The sequence below is a fragment of the Bacillus sp. UNC41MFS5 genome (assembly GCF_000686805.1).
The window spans coordinates 82,921-102,544 of sequence record NZ_KK366018.1 but is presented as its reverse complement, the minus strand read 5'-3'; the positions used below and the strand labels follow the sequence as shown (position 1 = coordinate 102,544).

The 19,624-nt window shown below is 38.8% G+C and carries 18 protein-coding genes and 1 pseudogene; 3 read left to right on the top strand and 16 right to left on the bottom strand.

Annotation, left to right across the window (positions count from 1 at the left end; all coding sequences use genetic code 11):
• Positions 1 to 93: 93 nt before the first annotated feature.
• Positions 94 to 567 (top strand): hypothetical protein, encoded by a 474-nt coding sequence (locus tag BR30_RS0124045; RefSeq protein ID WP_026567228.1) that lies wholly within the window; start codon positions 94 to 96, stop codon positions 565 to 567.
• A gap of 146 nt (positions 568 to 713) precedes the next feature.
• On the opposite strand, the gene BR30_RS0124040 is transcribed toward BR30_RS0124045, so the two are convergent.
• From BR30_RS0124040 to BR30_RS34440, 6 genes and pseudogenes are all read right to left on the bottom strand, one after another.
• Entirely contained in the window at positions 714 to 1,754 is a 1,041-nt protein-coding gene (locus tag BR30_RS0124040; protein WP_442852992.1) for a flavin-containing monooxygenase, read from the bottom strand.
• 953 nt (positions 1,755 to 2,707) lie between these two features.
• Positions 2,708 to 4,900: pseudogene (locus BR30_RS34445) on the bottom strand (heavy metal translocating P-type ATPase); the annotation flags it as partial.
• Positions 4,901 to 5,101: 201 nt separating this feature from the next.
• A complete protein-coding gene (gene copZ / locus BR30_RS0124030; RefSeq protein WP_026567225.1) occupies positions 5,102 to 5,308 on the bottom strand; it encodes a copper chaperone CopZ in 207 nt (68 codons plus the stop codon).
• A 43-nt stretch (positions 5,309 to 5,351) separates the two neighbouring features.
• Positions 5,352 to 6,524: an ABC transporter permease gene (locus tag BR30_RS0124025; protein WP_026567224.1), complete on the bottom strand. Its 1,173-nt coding sequence runs from the start codon at positions 6,522 to 6,524 to the stop codon at positions 5,352 to 5,354.
• Complete coding sequence (locus BR30_RS0124020) at positions 6,517 to 7,194, bottom strand: ABC transporter ATP-binding protein (RefSeq protein WP_197032413.1); 678 nt, start codon at positions 7,192 to 7,194, stop codon at positions 6,517 to 6,519. Before BR30_RS0124020 ends, BR30_RS0124025 begins: the two co-directional genes overlap by 8 nt.
• Before the next feature lie 11 nt (positions 7,195 to 7,205).
• Positions 7,206 to 8,069, bottom strand: a complete 864-nt coding sequence (locus BR30_RS34440) for an efflux RND transporter periplasmic adaptor subunit (RefSeq protein WP_051633763.1) — start codon at positions 8,067 to 8,069, stop codon at positions 7,206 to 7,208.
• A 149-nt stretch (positions 8,070 to 8,218) separates the two neighbouring features.
• On the opposite strand from BR30_RS34440, the gene BR30_RS37480 reads away from it, so the two are divergent.
• Entirely contained in the window at positions 8,219 to 8,386 is a 168-nt protein-coding gene (locus BR30_RS37480; RefSeq protein ID WP_197032402.1) for a hypothetical protein, read from the top strand.
• A 2-nt stretch (positions 8,387 to 8,388) separates the two neighbouring features.
• On the opposite strand, the gene BR30_RS0124005 is transcribed toward BR30_RS37480, so the two are convergent.
• From BR30_RS0124005 to BR30_RS0123980, 6 genes are all read right to left on the bottom strand, one after another.
• Positions 8,389 to 8,877 (bottom strand): hypothetical protein, encoded by a 489-nt coding sequence (locus BR30_RS0124005; protein WP_026567222.1) that lies wholly within the window; start codon positions 8,875 to 8,877, stop codon positions 8,389 to 8,391.
• A 15-nt stretch (positions 8,878 to 8,892) separates the two neighbouring features.
• On the bottom strand, positions 8,893 to 9,282 hold the full coding sequence (locus tag BR30_RS0124000) for a DUF6010 family protein (protein WP_026567221.1): 390 nt from the start codon (positions 9,280 to 9,282) through the stop codon (positions 8,893 to 8,895).
• 149 nt (positions 9,283 to 9,431) lie between these two features.
• Positions 9,432 to 10,079, bottom strand: a complete 648-nt coding sequence (locus BR30_RS0123995; RefSeq protein ID WP_035446092.1) for a response regulator transcription factor — start codon at positions 10,077 to 10,079, stop codon at positions 9,432 to 9,434.
• The gene (locus BR30_RS0123990) at positions 10,057 to 12,570 is read right to left on the bottom strand and encodes a sensor histidine kinase (protein WP_026567219.1); all 2,514 of its coding nucleotides are present in this window, start codon (positions 12,568 to 12,570) and stop codon (positions 10,057 to 10,059) included. Before BR30_RS0123990 ends, BR30_RS0123995 begins: the two co-directional genes overlap by 23 nt.
• A 150-nt stretch (positions 12,571 to 12,720) precedes the next feature.
• Positions 12,721 to 13,143, bottom strand: a complete 423-nt coding sequence (fosM, locus tag BR30_RS0123985; protein WP_026567218.1) for a FosM family fosfomycin resistance protein — start codon at positions 13,141 to 13,143, stop codon at positions 12,721 to 12,723.
• A 29-nt stretch (positions 13,144 to 13,172) separates the two neighbouring features.
• Complete coding sequence (locus BR30_RS0123980) at positions 13,173 to 13,517, bottom strand: avidin-fold protein (protein WP_331280813.1); 345 nt, start codon at positions 13,515 to 13,517, stop codon at positions 13,173 to 13,175.
• A 204-nt stretch (positions 13,518 to 13,721) separates the two neighbouring features.
• Between BR30_RS0123980 and BR30_RS0123975 the strand changes: the two genes are divergently transcribed.
• Positions 13,722 to 14,420 (top strand): DUF421 domain-containing protein, encoded by a 699-nt coding sequence (locus tag BR30_RS0123975; RefSeq protein WP_026567216.1) that lies wholly within the window; start codon positions 13,722 to 13,724, stop codon positions 14,418 to 14,420.
• Between the two features lie 47 nt (positions 14,421 to 14,467).
• On the opposite strand, the gene BR30_RS0123970 is transcribed toward BR30_RS0123975, so the two are convergent.
• From BR30_RS0123970 to BR30_RS0123955, 4 genes are all read right to left on the bottom strand, one after another.
• Positions 14,468 to 15,124, bottom strand: a complete 657-nt coding sequence (locus BR30_RS0123970; protein WP_026567215.1) for a potassium channel family protein — start codon at positions 15,122 to 15,124, stop codon at positions 14,468 to 14,470.
• A gap of 35 nt (positions 15,125 to 15,159) precedes the next feature.
• On the bottom strand, positions 15,160 to 16,509 hold the full coding sequence (locus tag BR30_RS0123965) for a TrkH family potassium uptake protein (protein ID WP_026567214.1): 1,350 nt from the start codon (positions 16,507 to 16,509) through the stop codon (positions 15,160 to 15,162).
• Positions 16,510 to 16,615: 106 nt separating this feature from the next.
• Complete coding sequence (locus tag BR30_RS0123960; RefSeq protein ID WP_026567213.1) at positions 16,616 to 18,193, bottom strand: cation:proton antiporter domain-containing protein; 1,578 nt, start codon at positions 18,191 to 18,193, stop codon at positions 16,616 to 16,618.
• A gap of 343 nt (positions 18,194 to 18,536) precedes the next feature.
• On the bottom strand, positions 18,537 to 19,547 hold the full coding sequence (locus BR30_RS0123955; RefSeq protein WP_035446090.1) for a DUF3231 family protein: 1,011 nt from the start codon (positions 19,545 to 19,547) through the stop codon (positions 18,537 to 18,539).
• Positions 19,548 to 19,624 lie beyond the last annotated feature (77 nt).

Genomic DNA, 19,624 nt, shown 5'->3' with positions numbered 1-19,624 from the left:
CATCACACATTTTAATAAATTTACCGCTATGTCCTTTACAGGCTAGTTTTACTTACATACACTAGAACAATTCATCAGTTTGGAGTGAAAAAAATGTCCACACACCTAATTACAAATGTAAGAACAGCATTGGCATATACGGTACAAGCCATCCGTTATGCTGACAATGCCTTAATCCTTTTTCTCGAAATGTCCGATTTTCCCTTACCACCTAACCCTATTAAAATCCAATACTATCAAGATGTCATTGACCATCTAACAGAGGTGTATCTTGCCATGAAAGGGTTACCTTTTGATACGTATTTTCCGGGTGATCCCGTCATTCAAGTCGCCCCTGTAGTTGCCCAAATTCAAGATAACCAACACCTTATCAATCTTTCGGACAATCGGATATCCTTGGCATTGGACAAGACGGAAGATTCCATTAACTACATGGACCAAGCACTATTATTAAGCGTTGACGATGAACGCCTCAATGGACAGCTTTTTTTCATTAAACTTGGTTTAGTAGAAGCGCGGGATGCTTTAGTCTCAGGATTAAATGAACCTGATTTTGTTGTAAGTTAAAAGCTGCTAGAACGATAGGCTCTTTCTTAGTTGATTCTTTTTATATCCATCAATACGTAGCGAAGCGTTTCCTCCTTGTGCTGAAACGCTTCGCTTTTTATGTTTGTTTTGATTTTTCACGAAAAGGAGTCCGAATACATAATAGCCTAGCTCTTGGAAATGTGTTGAGACAAAAATTTGGCGTCATCTCCCACTCCTAATAGGAGAGCGGATCCCCTTGTGTGCTGCCATGGTAAACCAAGAAAATACACTCCTTCGATTTCAGTTACCCCTCTATTGTGCTTAATGAGTCCTCGATGATCTAAAAGAGTCGGCATATCTATCCATGAGTAATTCGGGTTAAAGCCTGTTGCCCAAATAACATTCTCCACTTTTATAACCGACTGATCCTCAAAACGAATCTCATCATGATCGATTGATTTGGTTCTGCCTTTAAGCATGACACTATTATTCTTTAGATTCTCTTTTAGATTATAACCGAAGATTGGATCTCCCTGATTTTGAATGTTCTTCCCAATGAACGAGTGGCGATTTGCTTTTAAAATTCCGAGTTTGTCAAAGTACCAAAAGATACTTCTCCCGGCAACGGTTAGGGGAAGAAAACGGAGCCGTTGCCCAACTGATAAGAATGTTTCATGATGTTCAGATAATTCCACTGCTATTTGTGCGCCAGAATTACCGCCGCCGACAACTAAGACAGCACCACTTTTAAGTTGACTACGGTTTTTATATTGGGAAGAATGAAGTTGTACGACATGGGTTGATTGTTCTTTTGCAAATGATGGTAGTTTAGGAGTGTGGAATGGACCGGTTGCCACCACTATATTCCTTGCTTTTATAAGGGAATCTTCGGTTGTCACTGTAAATAGTTGGTTTTCCTTTTGTACTTTTTGAACATGACAATGATGCTGAATCGGCAATTCAAAAGTACGAGCGTAAAGTTCTAGATAATCAGCGATTTCATCCTTGGTCGGGAATCCGGATGGTTCACCAGGTAATGCCAAACCAGGTAAGGAACTGTAGGCTCGTGGTGTAAATAAGACCAGCGAATCATACCTCATCCGCCAAACATCGCCTGCTGCAGCATGATCATCTAATATGATAAAAGATAACGAGGATGGCTTGAGGTAATACCCCATAGATAAACCAGCCTGGCCCCCACCAATCACAACTACGTCATATGTCATTCGAATCTCCCCTTTATATAACCGTTTATGTTGTGACAGTCTTATTCTTTTATCTCAATCACAAACGGAAAAGCTCTTACCTTACCATTTTGTTTAAACTCTGCCCAAATTTTATAGATGCCAGGCTTTTCGAAAGATGTTTCAAAAATTGGCTCATGATCATTGGACGGATGAACATGGAGGAACTCTTTCCCATATTCATCTAGGATAACTACGTGCCCCATTGCTCCTAGATAAGGAGTCAAATTGGTTTGATCTAAATCAAAAGATATCGTTACTGGTTCGCCTGCCTTAAAGGAACTTACCTTTAAGGAAACCGTTTCTCCATCCACCACTTTGCTGAACTTCGTGTCTGGAATTAGCTTATGACCATCATTTGTTTCGTTGGGATTTCCAACGATAAATGGAACCGGCTCTACTTTATATGCAAAATATGTCGGTTTAATATCGATAAACGCTTTATAAAAACCATCTGGGAGGGTGTTCTTTATCGTAAATTCGCCTTTCCCTGTTCGTTTCGGGTGCACATGATAATATTTCTGCAGTTGTTCATCAACGATGATTAGATGTAATTCTTTCTCATGATTCACTTCTAACTCGTCAATCGGGTTACCAGCCTTGTCTTTTAAGAAGATCTTGAGGTTATTTTTATCATTTTGGACAAAGACATTAACCTCGCTGCCTTCATGATTTCCTGAAGCCATTTCATGCCCATGAGTGCTTGCCTTCTCTTCCTGCTGATGACCTCCACTCATTTTTTGATTACTTTTGTTTTCACCCATCTCCATTTTATCGCCTTTGCTTTCTGCCTGAGCAGCCGAGCCTTGATCTTCCACAACCCATTGATCATATGCCTGGAATCCAAAAATGACGACCGTAACATAAAGAATCCCTGCTATTGCCCATTTCCTCATACCTGTCACTCCTTTATTAATGAATTTTTTTGCCTCATTTAGTTTCACTCGCTGTAAACGCAGCGCATTTAACACTACCGATACCGAGCTAAATGCCATCGCTGTTCCTGCTATCCAAGGTTCTAGAAACCCCGCGGCGGCAAAGGGAACGCCTACGGCATTGTAAGCGAATGCCCAAAATAAATTTTGTTTAATATTCTCCATCGTCTTTTTGCTCATAAAGATCGCATCAGCAATGGTGTGTAAATCTCCGCGGATGAGCGCAATATCTGCTGCCTCTACCGCAATATCTGTTCCTGTTCCAATCGCCATGCCGATGTCCGCGGTTGCTAGGGCCGGCGCATCGTTAATTCCGTCTCCAACCATAGCGACCTTTTTTCCTTGTTGCTGCAGCTTTTTCACTTCAGCTGCCTTTCCTTCCGGCAATACCTCAGCAATGACCTTGTCGATTCCAGCCTCTCTAGCAATGGCGTCCGCCGTCCTTTGGTTATCACCAGTGATCATAATGACTTCAAGTCCTAAATCCTTGAGTCGCTGAATCGCTTCTTTTGAGGTGTCTTTGATGGTATCGGCGACAGCAATCATACCTGCATATACCCCATCAATCGAAACGAGCATCGCTGTTTTGCCGGTCTTTTCGAACGCTGTCATCTGGTTGGTTTTTCCATTTAAATCCACTTGGTTCATACTCATTAATTTTCTCGTTCCGACCAATACTTCTTTTTTATTCACCATTGCTCTTATCCCAAACCCTGGGATCGCTTCAAAATGGCTTACCTCTCCAAGCTCCATTCCCTTTTCTTTGATGGCACAAACAATCGCCTCGGCTAATGGATGTTCAGATTGAAATTCTGCGGAGCCTGCTAAGAAAAGAAATTCTGCCTCGTTTATTCCTGGTTCAATAAGAATGTCTGTTACCTTTGGTTCCCCATTCGTTACCGTTCCTGTTTTATCCAGCAACACAGTGTTGATTTTTTGAGTGGTTTCTAGATGTTCTCCACCTTTAAAAAGAATCCCAAATTCAGCTGCACGACCAGTTCCTGCCATAATCGAGGTAGGGGTAGCAAGACCAAGACCACAAGGACAGGCGATCACCAGTACAGCAATCATTTTTTCAAGAGAATCCGCAAGTTGCCCTGGACTAATCCAGAAATACCAAAGGGCAAAAGTGAGAAAAGCAATCGCAACAACTATAGGTACAAAGATAGCTGATATTTTATCAGAATGACGTTGGATGGGTGCTTTTGATCCCTGTGCATCTTTTACGATTTTAATAATTTGAGCAAGAGCCGTTTCCTTGCCCACTTTCACTGCTCTTATCTTTAAAAAGCCATTCTTGTTGATGGTTGCACCAATGACATGATCGCCGACCGTTTTATCAACCGGAATACTTTCCCCCGTCAGCATCGCTTCATCCAATGCCGATTGCCCTTCAATTATTACACCGTCAACGGGCACTTTTTCACCTGGCCGGACTAAAACAATATCCCCGATCATTACCTCTTCCAAGGCAATTACCTGTTCCATTCCATTTCGAATGATGTTTGCCGTTTTTGCCTGTAATCCCATTAATTTTTTAATCGCATCAGAAGATTTACCCTTTGCTTTTATTTCAAAAAGCTTCCCGAGCACAATAAATGCAATCAAGATGGTACTCGTTTCAAAGTACCGGTCAAACATATTTGTTTCCGGTCCAATTGACTTAATGGAAAGATACAGACTGTAAAAATAAGCGGTGGATGTGCCTAGTGCCACTAATACGTCCATGTTAGCACTACGATTGCGCAGGGCTTTATAAGCGCCTCGGTAAAATTGCCAGCCGATGATAAACTGCACCGGTGTGGCAAGTGCCAATTGGACCCAGGTATTCATAAGGAAATCTGGAAGGTTGATAAAAGAAGTAAATTCAAAATCAGAAGCCATCGCCCATATCAGCGGGGTCGCGAGTATGATCGAAAAAATCACCTGTCCCTTGAGTTTTTCCAAATCTTTTTCGCGTAGTTCCTCTATCTCGTGCCTTTGTTTCAGAATGGCTTGATATCCGATGCTCTCAACCTTCATTTCGATATCCTCTATGGTAAGTTGAGAAGAGCTATATTCGACTACAGCTGTTTCCAGCGCTAAATTAACATGTACTGTTTTGACACCATCCAATTTTTCAAGCCCTCGCTCGATTCTGGCCGCACAGGCAGCACAAGTCATTCCTACCAAATCGAATTCGACCTTTTCGTTATTTTTCATTACCTTTCACTCCTTTCTATTGTCAAGTACAATACCCCTGTACTGTATTCAAAAACTAAAAGTATCTACTCTCTATATCTACATTTTACAATTTATCATCTTTTTTAAACCGCAAGATGTTTTCGTGTTTCCGCAATTATTTTGCAAGGTGATGAAAAAAACGTACCAATAACATGGCACGTTTTTGCATAGTTAAGCAATATCATATCCCTGTTCATCGATTGTTTCTTTAATTTGCTCCACGGTAACCAGATTGGACTGAAATTCAATTGCTACATTCCCATTTTTCAAATCGACTAGTACTTTTTCCACACCAGCTAGACTTGCGACACTGCCTTCTATGACCTTTGCGCAATGCTCACATGACATCCCAATCACATTTAATTCTACCTTTTTCATAATTAATTACCTCTCTTATATATTTTTCTGACAAGCTACTTTATTAAACACTCCTCAACGCATCGATCGGGTTCAGCCTTGATGCCTTTCTTGCAGGAGCAAGACCAAAAATAATTCCGATCGCCGCCGAGAATCCTAGGGCCAAGATGACGGTCGATGCTGAAAGGGAGAAACTTGCTCCAATGATCAGGCAAACGACGAACGCGATGAACACACCAAGCAGGAAGCCAATCGTGCCTCCAAAAAGTGACATAAAGACCGCCTCTAGTAAAAACTGCTGCTGGATTCGTTTCGGTTCGGCTCCGAGTGCCTTTCTTAGCCCAATTTCTGTTGTCCGTTCCGTAACAGAAACTAACATCATGTTCATAATCCCGATGCCGCCAACAACAAGTGAAATCGACGCAATCCCACCAAGCATCAGAGATAACATCGTTGTTACTTGTTTAATTGAAGAAATCATATCCTCCATATTCATCACGGTAAAACTGTCAGCCTTATAGTTAAATGCTTTAGTTAATACTGATTCGATATCACTGGTTATTTTTTCAGAGTCATTAGAATCCTTCATATACACATCAACACTTGTAATGTAGCCTGTTCCAAGCAGACTCATGGAGGTGGTATAAGGGATAATAACTGCATCGTTAGTAGACGCTTCTGAAAAGTTGCTCGATTTCTGTAAAGTTCCGACAACCCTATAAGTAACCCCGGCAATCATCAGTTTTTTCCCAATCGGATCTTCTCCCCAAAATAATTCGTTAGCAATTTCGGAACCTATTAGACAAACTTTGTTTTCACTATTAATATCTAATATATTTAATCCCCTTCCGGATTCAACAAGGTCTTTTGTCTTGGAAAAATACACATCATTTTTTCCTTGAACCAAAACATCTGTTTTTTCACTGCCGTTATAGACCACATTTGTCGTTCCTGTAAGGGTTGGGGAAACACCGGCAACATCTTCAATTTCTGCCAGTTTTTGAATATCCGTATCTAGTAAACCTTGTTTGAGCGGTGTCCCGATGGCCTGAACTGAGATTTTATCTGCACCAAAGGATGAAAACTCACTGGTCATCCCATTCATGGCGCCTTTTACGATGGTAATTAGCGCAATGATTGATGCCACACCAATCACAATCCCTAGCATTGTCAGGAAGGAACGCATTTTATTATGAATAAGATTCATCCAAGACATCTTAAGATTCTCCTTAAACATGAACATGCTCCTCCTTCAGATTACCATCCAGAATGTGTACAATTCTGCTTGCATTTTTGGCAATTTCAATATCATGCGTAATCATAATAATGGTTTTACCTTCTTCGTGAAGTTCATGAAAAAGCTCCATAATTTGCTGACCGGTTTTTTGATCGAGCGCTCCAGTGGGTTCGTCAGCGAGTAAAATAGTCGGTTCGGTCACCATTGCTCTCGCAATGGCAACCCGCTGCTGCTGGCCCCCTGAAAGCTGATTGGGGCGATGATGCAATTTTTCACCAAGACCCACCCTTGTTAGCATATCGCGCGCTCTTTGTTTACGGGCTTTTTCAGATACTTTCGAGTAGATCAAAGGAAGCTCAACATTTTGAATCGCACTAAGTCTCGGAAGGAGTTGGAACTGCTGAAACACAAACCCAACCTCCTGATTACGAATCACGGCCAGCGCAGATTCATCCAGTTCATCTACCTTTTGATTCGATAAAATATAGTCACCGCTGGTGGGTGAATCGAGACAGCCAATCATGTTCATCAGAGTCGATTTCCCTGAACCTGAGGGCCCTAAAATGGCAACGAAATCACCTCTATTAACTGTGAGATTGATGTTATTTAAGACCACTTGATTTTCATCGCCCATAAAGTAGGTTTTAGTGATATGCTCCATTTTGAGGATCTGCTCATTCATTATTCATTACCTCCATGCATCATGGCTGCATCGGAATTGTTTTTCTCTTGATTCGGAATAAGGACAACATCGCCAGCGTCCACTCCGCCCTTAATCTCCACCGTCGTACCATCATTAATGCCGGTTTGAATAGATTGCTTTGTAGCCATCCCTTTTTCGGTTGGGATCAATACATAAGGTTTATTTTTACTATCAAATTGAATGGCCTTCATCGAAAGGGTTATAACTCCCTTAGCAGATTGTTTCAATATTTTTGCTTCGGTACTCATGCCCACTTTGATCGTTTTGTCTTTCGGTAGATTAATCGTTGCGGTAAAGTAAGAAACCCCATTCTCGTTGGTGGCTTCTTTGGAAATGGCAGACACGGTTCCTTTTATTTCTTTGTCAAGCGCATTGATCGCAACATTAACTTTTTGATCCACTTTGAGGTATTTGAGGTCATATTCATCGACCTTTACATTTGTTTGTAACTTAGAATAGTCGACGATATCAAGTAGCTGTGCTCCAGACATGACTTCTGCGTTTTTCTCGACATGGATTTTTGAAATCTCTCCGTCAAAGACAGCCTTTATTTTGTCTCCCTGCTTAGTGGTCATCAAGACATCACCTTTTTCTACTTGCTCCCCGACTTTAACTTCAATTTCTTTAATTTGCATGGCAGTATCACTGATCATCGTCTTCCTGTTTTTTGCTTCGACGGTTCCTGAAAAGCTGTAATAAGTGGTAATATCACCTGTTATTGCTGTTTCTTCTTCAAGATCACTCGAACCCTTTGGCATAAATAAAAAGCCTGTAAGGAGAGCCACTGCGATCAGCCCAACCATGGTCCATATGACAAATTTCTTTTTACTCTTCTTTTTCATTTTTCTTTCCTCCCGAATGTTTTTTTGTTTAGTTCCTACTTCGTATGGGGTTTTTCTTTTGTTTTGGATGATTTCATTGTACGTAGTTTCTATTCCATCAAAACCGCAGACTTTGAGAGAACCACCGCAGACTTTTGGGGTACCACCGCATGGATTTTGCAGGTGTGGTTGTGTATTGGAAATTGGGTTTAGTGGCGGATGGCTACTGGTTACTGGCGGATAACATAGAGTTAGTGGCGCTTGGCCCGAGTTTACTGGCGGATAACACATGTTTACTGGCGATAACCAATCTCCAAGTAAGCGCAAAAAAACCTTAACTTTATTTGTTAAGGTTTTTACTACTTTTAGTTAGATAGATTAATATTATGAGACACCCAGCTACAGCCACGAACAATAGCAACATATTTAAATATAATGGCAAGAACAAAACAGCAATTGCTAGCCAAGCAAATAGGAGAGCTATCGGGCTCGTGGCTCTGAGGAAAAGATGAACAAATCGGAAACTTGAATGAATGAAAGGTGTAGCTTCTAACAACAAAATCGTTGGGTTCATGATCGAACCATAGATTAATGGGATGACAATGTACAAGGAAAACTCTGTTTTCGACGACATTTCCAATAGAAAAGCAAAACCCATTGCGAAGCCTTGCATGAAAAAATCAATATGGGATGATTTTAGTTTTCTAGCATTCGTGAAGACCTTTGTCATTGGTGAACTTTTTTGATAAAACACGGCTGCAAGCGGCAAGGATAATACCATCCCCATCATAAATGAGAACAATCCCCACTGTAATAGTTGAACATTCATTTCAATTACCTCCCTTTAATAAAACCTCAAGATAAATACAGCTACAATAAAATCAAATATGGCGCATAGGGGTGGAAACCATCGGACAACACTTGTTTTAATGATTCTTGGATGGTGAAGTAGATCCCAAATTCCATGTAGAATAAAACCCACCCCTATCCAAATCGGAGAATACAATAATCCCAATAAGGCACAATTAAAAAACAGGAATGACACCAAAAATTCAACCGAGATCCAGGTCACACGTGAATCCGATAAAGCAGCTCCAGCATAAACACATGCCGTATAGGTCAAAAAGAGTGCGAATAATTGATAGGAAATGGGCGATGTAAACGTGATAAAGAGTCTAATTGTTAGCATCGCTAATAAAACACCCGTTACAAGCGTTTTAAGGTTTGATTTCATAACAAATCTCCTTCCATTTATTTGGTATGGAATCATCATATTTCAGGAGAAGACACTGCCAACCGCAAACATTCATGGATTTTACGCAAAAAATTGAGGGTTTACCGAAATAACAAGAAAAGGACCGGCATTCGCCGGTCCCATTCCATCTAATATAAATCTTCCGTTGGTAAAATCCCCAGTCCTTTAGCTTTTTTAATAGCTTCTACCCGTGAGTTGACATTTAATTTTTGAAAAAGTTCGGTCAGACTATATTCCAACGAGCGTTGACTAATTAACAAGGTCTTGGAAATTTCCTTATTACTTTGTCCCTTCGCTAATTCGCGAAGAAGTTTTTCTTCCTTTTTTCCAATGGTTGTCTTTTCATTGACATTATCCCCTTGCACAACAATCTCTTGGCGTCTAAGCTGCTTTAGAAGTTGCATCGGAATAATTGCTTCTTTTCGCGATGCGCTGCGTATCGCCTGAACTAGCTGCTCCCGAGTTGATGTTTTCGAAATAAAACCGGACACGCCTGATTCCATCAGCAAATTAAAATGCGGCGCAATATCAAACCCCGAATAAATGAGAATAATGGCGTCAGGGACATCTTCGAGCACCTTTCGTGCCAAATCAGCCCCATTGATATTAGGCATATATAAATCAAACAGAATCACGTCAAAACTCTTTAGACGGACCAAATCCGAGACAAGATAAACGTCCGTTTCAATCGTAACATTCATATCTGATTCTGACTCAATTAGCATCTTTGTTCCTTCGACGACGGATCTATGATCATCCACCAATAATATTTCCATAATGATCACCTTTTTGCGATGTTATAGTTGGAATGGTAATATCCATGTGAAAACCTTCTTGAGGAGCAGAATGAAACTCGACTTTCCCTTCTAAACTAAGGACCCGATTTTCGATCCCCGCTAAACCCATATGTTTAAATGAGCCGCCAAAGGAATTTAAATCGATCCCTACTCCGTTATCCCCATAGGAAAAATGAATATATTCCTGTTTGCTGATCAAATTCATCGTTACTTTCGTTGCCTGTGAATGTTTGGTAGCATTATTTAATAGCTCCTGTACTATTCGATACATGCCCAGGATTTGATCTTCATTTAATGAATGGATCAACTCCATTGCCGAGAAGTCAATCTCATAATTAGAAAACATGCGGGCGTACGAAAACAGACTCTTTAAGGATTCCACCAGCCCCATTTTTAATAGAAACGGTGGGCGTAGTTCGTTACAAGTAATTCGAATTTGATGAATGGCGTCCAGCAATCCCTCTTCAATTTGCATCAGTTCCTCCTGTATCCCATCGGTAAACTTAGATGTGGAACGTAATGACTCCAATTTACGGTACCAAATGATGAGATCCTGCAATACAGAATCATGCAAATCACTGGAAAGAGAAGCCCGTTCCTTTTCAGAAAGTCTAAACAAGAGCCGTAGCATCCATTTTGGGGTCTCGTTGATGCTTACCATGTCCTCAATCCGTTTCATCAGATCTTCAATAAACCCGAGATTATCATATAAAATCGTAACATAATGAACCGCCGTTTCAAGCCACTCTTCCTCTATTTTTTTCAATGCTTGATCGATGTTAATCCTTAAATAAATCAGCTGATCCTTTTCGGCAATTTTGACCCATTTTTCCTTTTTGTCACTTAGAGTTGCTTCTACATTTCTTGGAATTTGTTCAATAGATGCACTTGTTACGGGTAACACTCTCTTTATCTCGTCAATCAAACGATTTTCTAGTTCAGAAACTTTCATTACATTCGCAAGTTCATGGGAGAAACGATTAATACTTTGCTGAAGCATCTTATATCTTTTTTCACTTTGGATTAACTCAAGTTCCTCTGTTTTGCGCTCGGTTATATCCTTAACCATCCCATGAACCCCCATCAATTCACCATAAAGGAAGATCGGAACAAAGGTAATATTGACAATGCGAGGCTCCCTTTGCCTAAAGCGGACGATCCTGCATTCAAGGTCTCTTGATTCATGGGTTTGAATGACTTCTGAGAGAACTTGATAGATAGCCAAGTGATCCTCATCAAAAATCAACCCAATTAAACAACGATCAGGCAAATCGTCTATTTTGATGCCGGTAATTTTTTCAAAAGATTGATTTGCATTGACGAAATTAGCCTTTAAATCAATGGAAAAAACTCCATCCAAATTGTTCTCAAATAATGACTTATACCTTTGCTCACTTTCCTCTAATGCTAGCTCCGACCTTTTTTTCTCAGTAATATCCAACATCAATCCATCAAGCCTTTCAACTGCACCTGTATTGTCCAGAAATGGATGGACAATCAGCCTTCCCCATCTAGTTTCATTTTCAATATGGGTATAACGAATGACTTTGTTGACAGGTAGACCCCTATCCAAATTTTTCTTTACTTCCCCCATTAGCATCATATTATCCTCTGGGTGGATGTGGTCATGTAGTCGAATCGGGTTATTCATGATTTCATGTCTAGGAATTCCAGATATTTTTTCGATACTCTCCGAACAAAAGGTATAGTAGCTAAAATCCTTATCCGTTGACCACACTGCAGCATTTACACTTTCTAAAATATTCTCTAGTAATTGTTCTGTCTGTTTGCGGGATGTGATATCCCGAACGACTGCGACGACATACTTTACATTTCCAAAACTATCTAGCACAGGTTTCACCCTAGTTTCTACATGAAGAATTGTACCCTGTGAATGAATTAGACGGTATTCCAAATCAACCTCATGTTTGGTTTGAATAGCTTGTAAATGCAAGGAGCGAACACGTTTTCGATCCTCGAGATGAATAATTTCGAATGCATCCATCCCTTCATATTGTTCAACTGTGTACCCTATAATCGGGTGAATGGATGGTGATACATACCGTACGATCGCCCTATTGTCAACGAGTACAATTACATCGGATGTGTTGTCGGCGACAATTTTATACCTTATGTCTTCGTCTAGAGGCTGTTCTATGGAAGACTTTTGTAAGATCCCTGTAAAAGCCATTGGTGTAGCTTCCGTTTCATTAATAGGGATTAATTGCAGACTTACAGAGAAAGTGGAACCATCTTTACAATGAACAATAAGAGGATCATTTTCTTTCTTTTCAATGAAGATTAAGTTGGTTAAACCATCATCCCATTGCTTTTGATCCGAACCAAATAATTTCTGAAACGCTTCGTTTACCCATAAAACCTTATTATCAAGGCCAATAATATACATCGCATCTGGCATATTGTGCAGCAATTGCTGCGCGTTTCTTATTAAATGTAAGTCCGTGCTCATTACGTTTCTCCTTTCGATAAGAAAGAATTTCCAGTTTAATCCTTTATGATAATTATAATGGAGATGACTTCAATAAAACACGCAAAAAATAGGGGGAGGTCCGCAAAAAAGAAAAAGCCTCCAAATCTGGGGCTTGAGGAAAGGAAGTAGTTAACTGTAAAACTCCATATGTCCTTTTTCTTGTTTGTAATAATCTAATCTATCTTGTAAGGTACCAGTGTGAAACTCAAACTTATGCCCGTCTGGGTCGGTAAAGTAGATTGACTTCTTGTCTTTTTCATCCCTTTGACGACCTGGTAAGATAGTAACATTCAAATCTATTAGTTTTTGAACCATTACATCAAACTCTGCTTCATCGATAGTAAAAGCTATATGTGTGTAGGATTGGTGTATTTCATTACGAGGTATATCTTTCTCTACATTAAGTGCTAACCACATTCCATTTAAGTCAAAATAAGCAGTGCTTCTACCTTTTACCAGCAGCTTCGCATTAAAAACATCTTGGTAAAAGTTAATAGATTTCTCCAGATCTGAAACGGAAAATAAAAAATGATTGAGACCTTTAATGGACATGTATATCACCTCGAAATTTTAGCCTCCTTTTATTTAACTTCTTCAATAACCGATTCTCCCTCAGTTTGCTCAGTACCTGTCCATTTCCACCTCTCATGTAATCTAATTCTTCCATCGGGCAGAGTTTCTGGAATCGAGTAGCACTGCCCGCCTCTTATTTCATTTTTTGTGTTCACATGGTTATATCTAAATTGTAAATGGCCATTTTCCAGAACCATTCCAATCAGTGTCCCTTTTACGATCTCTCCACCACCATATGTAGCTGAAAGTATCTTTCCCTCTTGTTTGTATTCAAAAAATGTACTTGAAGAAACCTCTCCGTTTGCTGTATTTTCAACAGCTACAAATTTCCGCCCATTGTAATTGATCACCATTCCCATTTAACCTCCTCAATTGTTGTAATATTCACATATTTTACCATGAATTTTACACTTTTATAAATAATAGGAACCAATTAATTTTTATCAAATCGACTTCCGTACATAAAGACAACTAATTGAAGTTCACTTTAGAATAATGGATTTATTCTAAGTACATACTATCAAAAGAACTTTTGGATTATATTGGGAGTCATAGCGATGCCAGAATCTGTTGAGATTATCATTCGAACGTTTACTTCATTTATATTATTATGGGTATTTGTCCTGGTACTCGGTAAACAAACGATTGCCCATAAGACGTATCACCTTTATATAGCTTCCATTACGATGGGAACAATTGCAGGAAATCTAGCCTTTAATATTAAAATTAAATTCCTGTATTTTATTATCGCCATGATTCTACTGGGTACAGTGGTTTTTATTCTAAATCAAGTGGCCTTACGAAATCCACGCTTAAGGAAATGGATCGCTGGTGAGCCTGCAATCTTAATTCAAAATGGAGAAATTCTTGGAGAATCAATGGAACGAATGCGTTATTCACTAGATTCTCTGCAACAAGCATTACGCGGCAAAGATATTTTCAACATTGAAGAAGTAGAATGTGCCATTTTAGAAATAAATGGCTCAGTCTCTGTCTTAAAAAAACCCCAATACCTATCCACCACTAAAGAGGATTTAAGGCAATTATCCTCCACTGGGTCGGTACCGGTCGAGTTGATTTATAATGGGAGAATATTATTTGAGAACTTAACCAAATACACCTACGACGAAAAATGGTTAATGGAAGAGCTTAAAAAGAGAAACCTTGCAGTTAATGATATTTCTTATGCTGTGATAGGGACCAAAGGAAACTTGTATATGGATTTGAAAGAGAACCTAAGGAAATATCCCTTATAATAAAAAGACATCCTAATTATGGATGTCTTTTCGGTAAAAATTAAAGGTTATTTAACATTTGCAAACTTATTTAAATCATCACGGTGTCCAATGACTACTAACTTATCCCCATTTTGAATAAGATGTTCAGGAAAGGGTGAAATGATTAAATTTTCACTACTTAGAATGGCAATGACATTCACATTATATTGCGCTCGTAAATCCAGATCACGTAAACTTTTTCTAGCCATACTTGGTGGCAGCATGATTTCTTCAATATTGTAATCCTTTGAAAGTTCTATATAGTTCAGCACATTTGGTGAGAGAAGTTGATGGGCCACACGTTCTCCCATATCTCTTTCAGGATGTACGACCCAATCTGCACCTACTTTTGTTAAAACTTGTCCATGGCGTTTATTCAGAGCTTTTGCAATAACCTGTTTTACGCCCATTTCTTTTAAAAGTAATACAGTTAGAATACTGGCCTGCATATCATTACCGATGGCGACAATAACATAATCAAAATTACGAATCCCAACTGTATTAAGTGATTCCTCTTCAGTAGAATCAAGGACCACAGCATGGGTAACCAATAATTTACCGTCTTCGACTCTTTCTTCATTTATATCAATTCCCATTACTTCCTGATCTGCCTCAATTAGCTTGGATGCAATACTTGTCCCAAATCTCCCTAACCCAATCACAGCATAACTTTGCTTTGCCATAACTACTAAACACCCCCTAATTCAATAATGAAACCCTAGCCGATTAAAATTTTTTCTTCTGCATATCTAACCTTTGCATCTTTACGAGTATTTAAAAGCGCAAAAGCCATGGTTAAAGGTCCAAGCCTTCCAATAAACATCATGATGGAAATCAAGACCCTTCCAACAGACGAGAGGTCGGGTGTAAAATTTGCTGACAAACCTACTGTTCCAAAGGCAGAAATGGTTTCGAAAAGAAGTTTGCACATATCAGCGTTTTCGGTAAAGGTTAATAGAAAGAAAATGAGGAAGATAAAAAACATTCCCGCCACAACAATCGATAATGATTTATTGACAAGCTCCCACGAAAGTCTTCGTTTAAAAATATTCACATCATCTCGATTCGTAACCACCGCCCAAAAAGCTAAAATAATTATGGCAAAGGTGGTTACTTTAATACCCCCACCAGTAGAACCAGGGGACGCACCAATAAACATCAGCGCCATCATGAAAACAAGGGAAGAAAGATTCATGGCTCCAATATCAATCGTATTAAAACCGGCAGTCCGTGTTACAACGCCTTGAAAGTAAGATGCCCAAAGCTTATCATCAAATGACAGCTTCCCTATAGTTCCAGAATTATTATATTCTGATAATAAAATGATTAATGTCCCTACTATGTTAAGTATTAGTGTCATAAGGAGGGCTACTTTCGAATGGAGGGACAATTTGCGAAAGGATTTTTTATGAATTAAATCGAGAATAACTGTAAAACCAATTCCACCTGTGATAAAAAGAAGAGTAATCATGATATTTATCGTTGGATCACCTACCCATTTACTTAAGTTGTCAGGTTCAAGACCAAACCCAGCATTATTAAAGGCGGAAATAGAATGGAATATTCCATAGTAAATGGCTTTCTGGAGCGGCATATCAAACGACCAGCGTATGGCTAGCGTGATAGCACCAATTAGTTCAACAATAAAGGTAATGAAGATGATCCGTTTTACTAGGTTGACTACTCCCGAAAGAGAAAACACATTTAATGAATCCTGAAGTAATAAGCGCTCTTTTAGTCCAATTTTTTTGCCTAAAATAATAAACAATAAGATACCTGTAGTCATAAATCCCCAACCACCAATTTGGATCAAACAGAGAAGAACAATTTCACCAAATAATGTAAAGGTTGTTCCCGTATCTACTACCGCCAACCCTGTCACACAAACAGCTGAGGTCGCCTCAAATAAAGCATCAATGAAGCTTAGTCCGCGTCCCTCTTCATAGGTTGCTATCGGTAACATAAAAAGAAAAGTCCCCAATAGAATTAAACTTCCGAAACCGATTACAAGTATTTGGGCAGGATGCAAACGAACTAAATTACCTTTTCTTTTAATCACTTCCACCATGTTGACTCTCCCCCTTAAAAAGAAAATTTAACAGTCAAGACAATACATAGGAATACTATTTTTATGTTTTACCCTATTGTTTAAGTTTATAATTACAATTTAATTACTAATGTAAATCCTCTAATTTTACGATTTTGTCAGTAATATGGTTATGTTCAAGCTCTGCAACTTCATTTGAGATAATATCTTCTTTAATCAATTTCTCAATAGCTTCGTGCTGTGCATATAAGGCATGTTTTTGCAGAATCGATTGTTGTTTTTCTTTCAGACTGGGATACTTTTTAAAAAGTTGCTCCATTTTGCTCTGTAATTCAGAAAGTTCCTGTTCATATTCTGTAATCACTTCTTTAGCTGCTGTTTCGGTAATGAACAAATTTTTTCTAACGGTGTGTATTTCATTTATGGCTGTTTCAAATCTATGTCCCCTTGCAATCAGTTCTTCATATTCCTTATCCCCTTCTTCTTTTTTATTAAGCCCTAAGACGGATAATAGCGGTTTAATAGATAGTCCTTGAAATATTAAAGAGAACAATACCACACTAAAAGCGACAATTAATATTTCTTCCCTACCAGTAAATTCATGAGAAAGACTTAAAACAAGTGCTATGGATAATGAGCCTTTTAAACCTCCCCAGTTGATTACGTGTTTCCAGGGAGTTGGGAAATTTCTGGTGAACAATAGACTTACATAAACTGCAATACTTCTGGCGATGAGCACAATCAAAATGGCAAGAAAAACTAAACCCCATTTATCCGCTAAGTTAATTTTGGTTATTTCCAATCCAACCATTAGGAAGACGACTGAATTGGCTAGCAGTGCAGTAACCTCCCAAAAATTATTAATATTTAGCTTCGTGGTCGGGCTCATTCCAATTTTTGCTCCATAATTTCCAAAAATCAGGGCAGCTACAACAACCGCGATGACTCCTGAGGCATGTACGGCTTCAGCTAGTAAGAATGAACCGTAAAAAAGGATCACACTAAAGATAATTTCCAATGGGTAATCGTCAAAGTAACTAGTTAATTTAGAGAAACCATAACCAAGTGCACCGCCAATGATGAGTCCAAGGGAAATCACTTTAATAAATTCCCATAATCCATATCCAATCCCTACTACACCAAGATCTATATATGTAAGTAAATAGAAAGCAGAAATTTTAAACAGGACGACTGCCAGTCCATCATTAAATAAACTCTCTCCTTCAATAACAGTAGCGAGCCTTTTATTTACGCCGACACTTTTAAAAATGGAAATAACACTGACAGGGTCAGTGGCACTCATTAGAGCAGCAAACACAAAAGCGGTAGGAATCGAAAAACCTAAAAGCCATATCGTAGAAAAACCGATAATAAGAAAGGATAACAGAGTGGCTCCAAAAGCTAGAGCAAGAATTGGACCTTTATTCTCTTTTAAATGAGAAAAAGGAAGCTTTAAAGCCGCTTCGCCTAATAAAGCGGGCAAGAAGAGTGTAATGATAACAAAGTTAAAAACTTCACCTTCTGTAATAAAATCCTTTAAAGGAGCTAATGCTGGAATGTTTACCAGGCCAATAATAGTCCCAACTATAACTAAGGCAATTGAATAAGGCTGCTTTAATTTTTTAGAGATGGCAGTGATACCAGCTGCAATCATGACTAATGTAAGTCCAAGATCGAAAATATGGTGTATATCTAGTTCATCCACTTTTTTACAACCCCCCCTTATAAATTAATAATGTCCATTTAGTGTACAACGTATCATTTTATTTTCCTCTAAAACTAAAAGGTGCCATACCACTATGTGTCATGTTCTATAGTTATATTTAAAATCCTATTTTTTACGTAAAAAAATAGCCCAGTCCTGTTTAGAATAAACTACCTCAAAATTTTATTTATACTCTTCTAATAATCTATTACCAAAATTAGTTCCGTACAACAAGAAATGGGATCGCCGCAGCAACCCCATCTTTAACTATTGCTCCTTTTATTTAAATGAGACGTTTCACACCAAAATTTTTAGGTAATCATCTTAAAACTGTTTTATTACCTCATTTTTTCTTCATCGCTAATTCCGTTCGGTCTTCGGCTAAAGGAGGTTGTTCCAGCCACCCGTTATCAATCATCATGTCGATCCAATCGTTTCCAATTTTTACATCACCAGATATTGCCATCATATAATGTGGAGTCAAATCCCTTCTGGGAGACGATGCCCATCCCGTCCCGTAATACACCATCGCGGTTGAGAATAAAAATCCGACTTGAAACATCATTAGCTTTTCTGAAAACGGTGAAGTGGTGGAATTCGTAACTTCAGCTTCCAAAGTAGGTGGTGCAGGCAGATTTTCCTTATTCAAAAGGTCATGGAACAATTGGATATGACTGTCTTTTGTTTTCAATGCTTTCAATAATAAGTCTCGAACGTCCTTAGACTGAACGACTTGCCAAAAGGCAACTGTGACTGCTTTCGCCATGATGCTCTTCTTCAAATTAAAATAAATATCGGTAATCTCAATACAACTTAACGGTCGTTTTTCACCAAACCATCCCGCTAAAAAGTTTTCGTCTTTGACAAAATCAGGCTTTTCAGGTGGGAAAACCACAGGAGGGCGGTAGTATAAGCCTTTTTCTAACAAAATATTCTTTGTCCGATTACACAATTCAACTGCAGAAGAATTACAACTCGTAAAATATTCACGAACGTCATGTCGAGAACATGTGGTGATCGCCCCACTGTACCCATGACAGCCATGGATGGTCATGATATTTAAATAATGCAAACACAATATATCAGAAAAAAGACGTGGAGTGTTTGGTATCACGTCATGATTCGTAAATCCGATTGGAACTGGAAAACCTTCATTGACAAAGAATTCTTTTATTTTATCCAAATGTTGAGTCCCGAGAGACATTGCATATTCAAAAACATCTTTGATTTCCTTGTCCTCCAGGTGTTCCATCATGTGTTTGTGAAAGCAAAGCCCTGCTGTTTCGTTTAAATATTGTGTCCAGAGGGCAGCAATCTCTGCGGAAGTCAATTTGGTTTTATGATTGGAATACACACAAGACACCTCATTGTTTTTTCATAGATTGTCTTACATTTCATTGAAATATACCTTTTCTTTATTATGCAAACTTG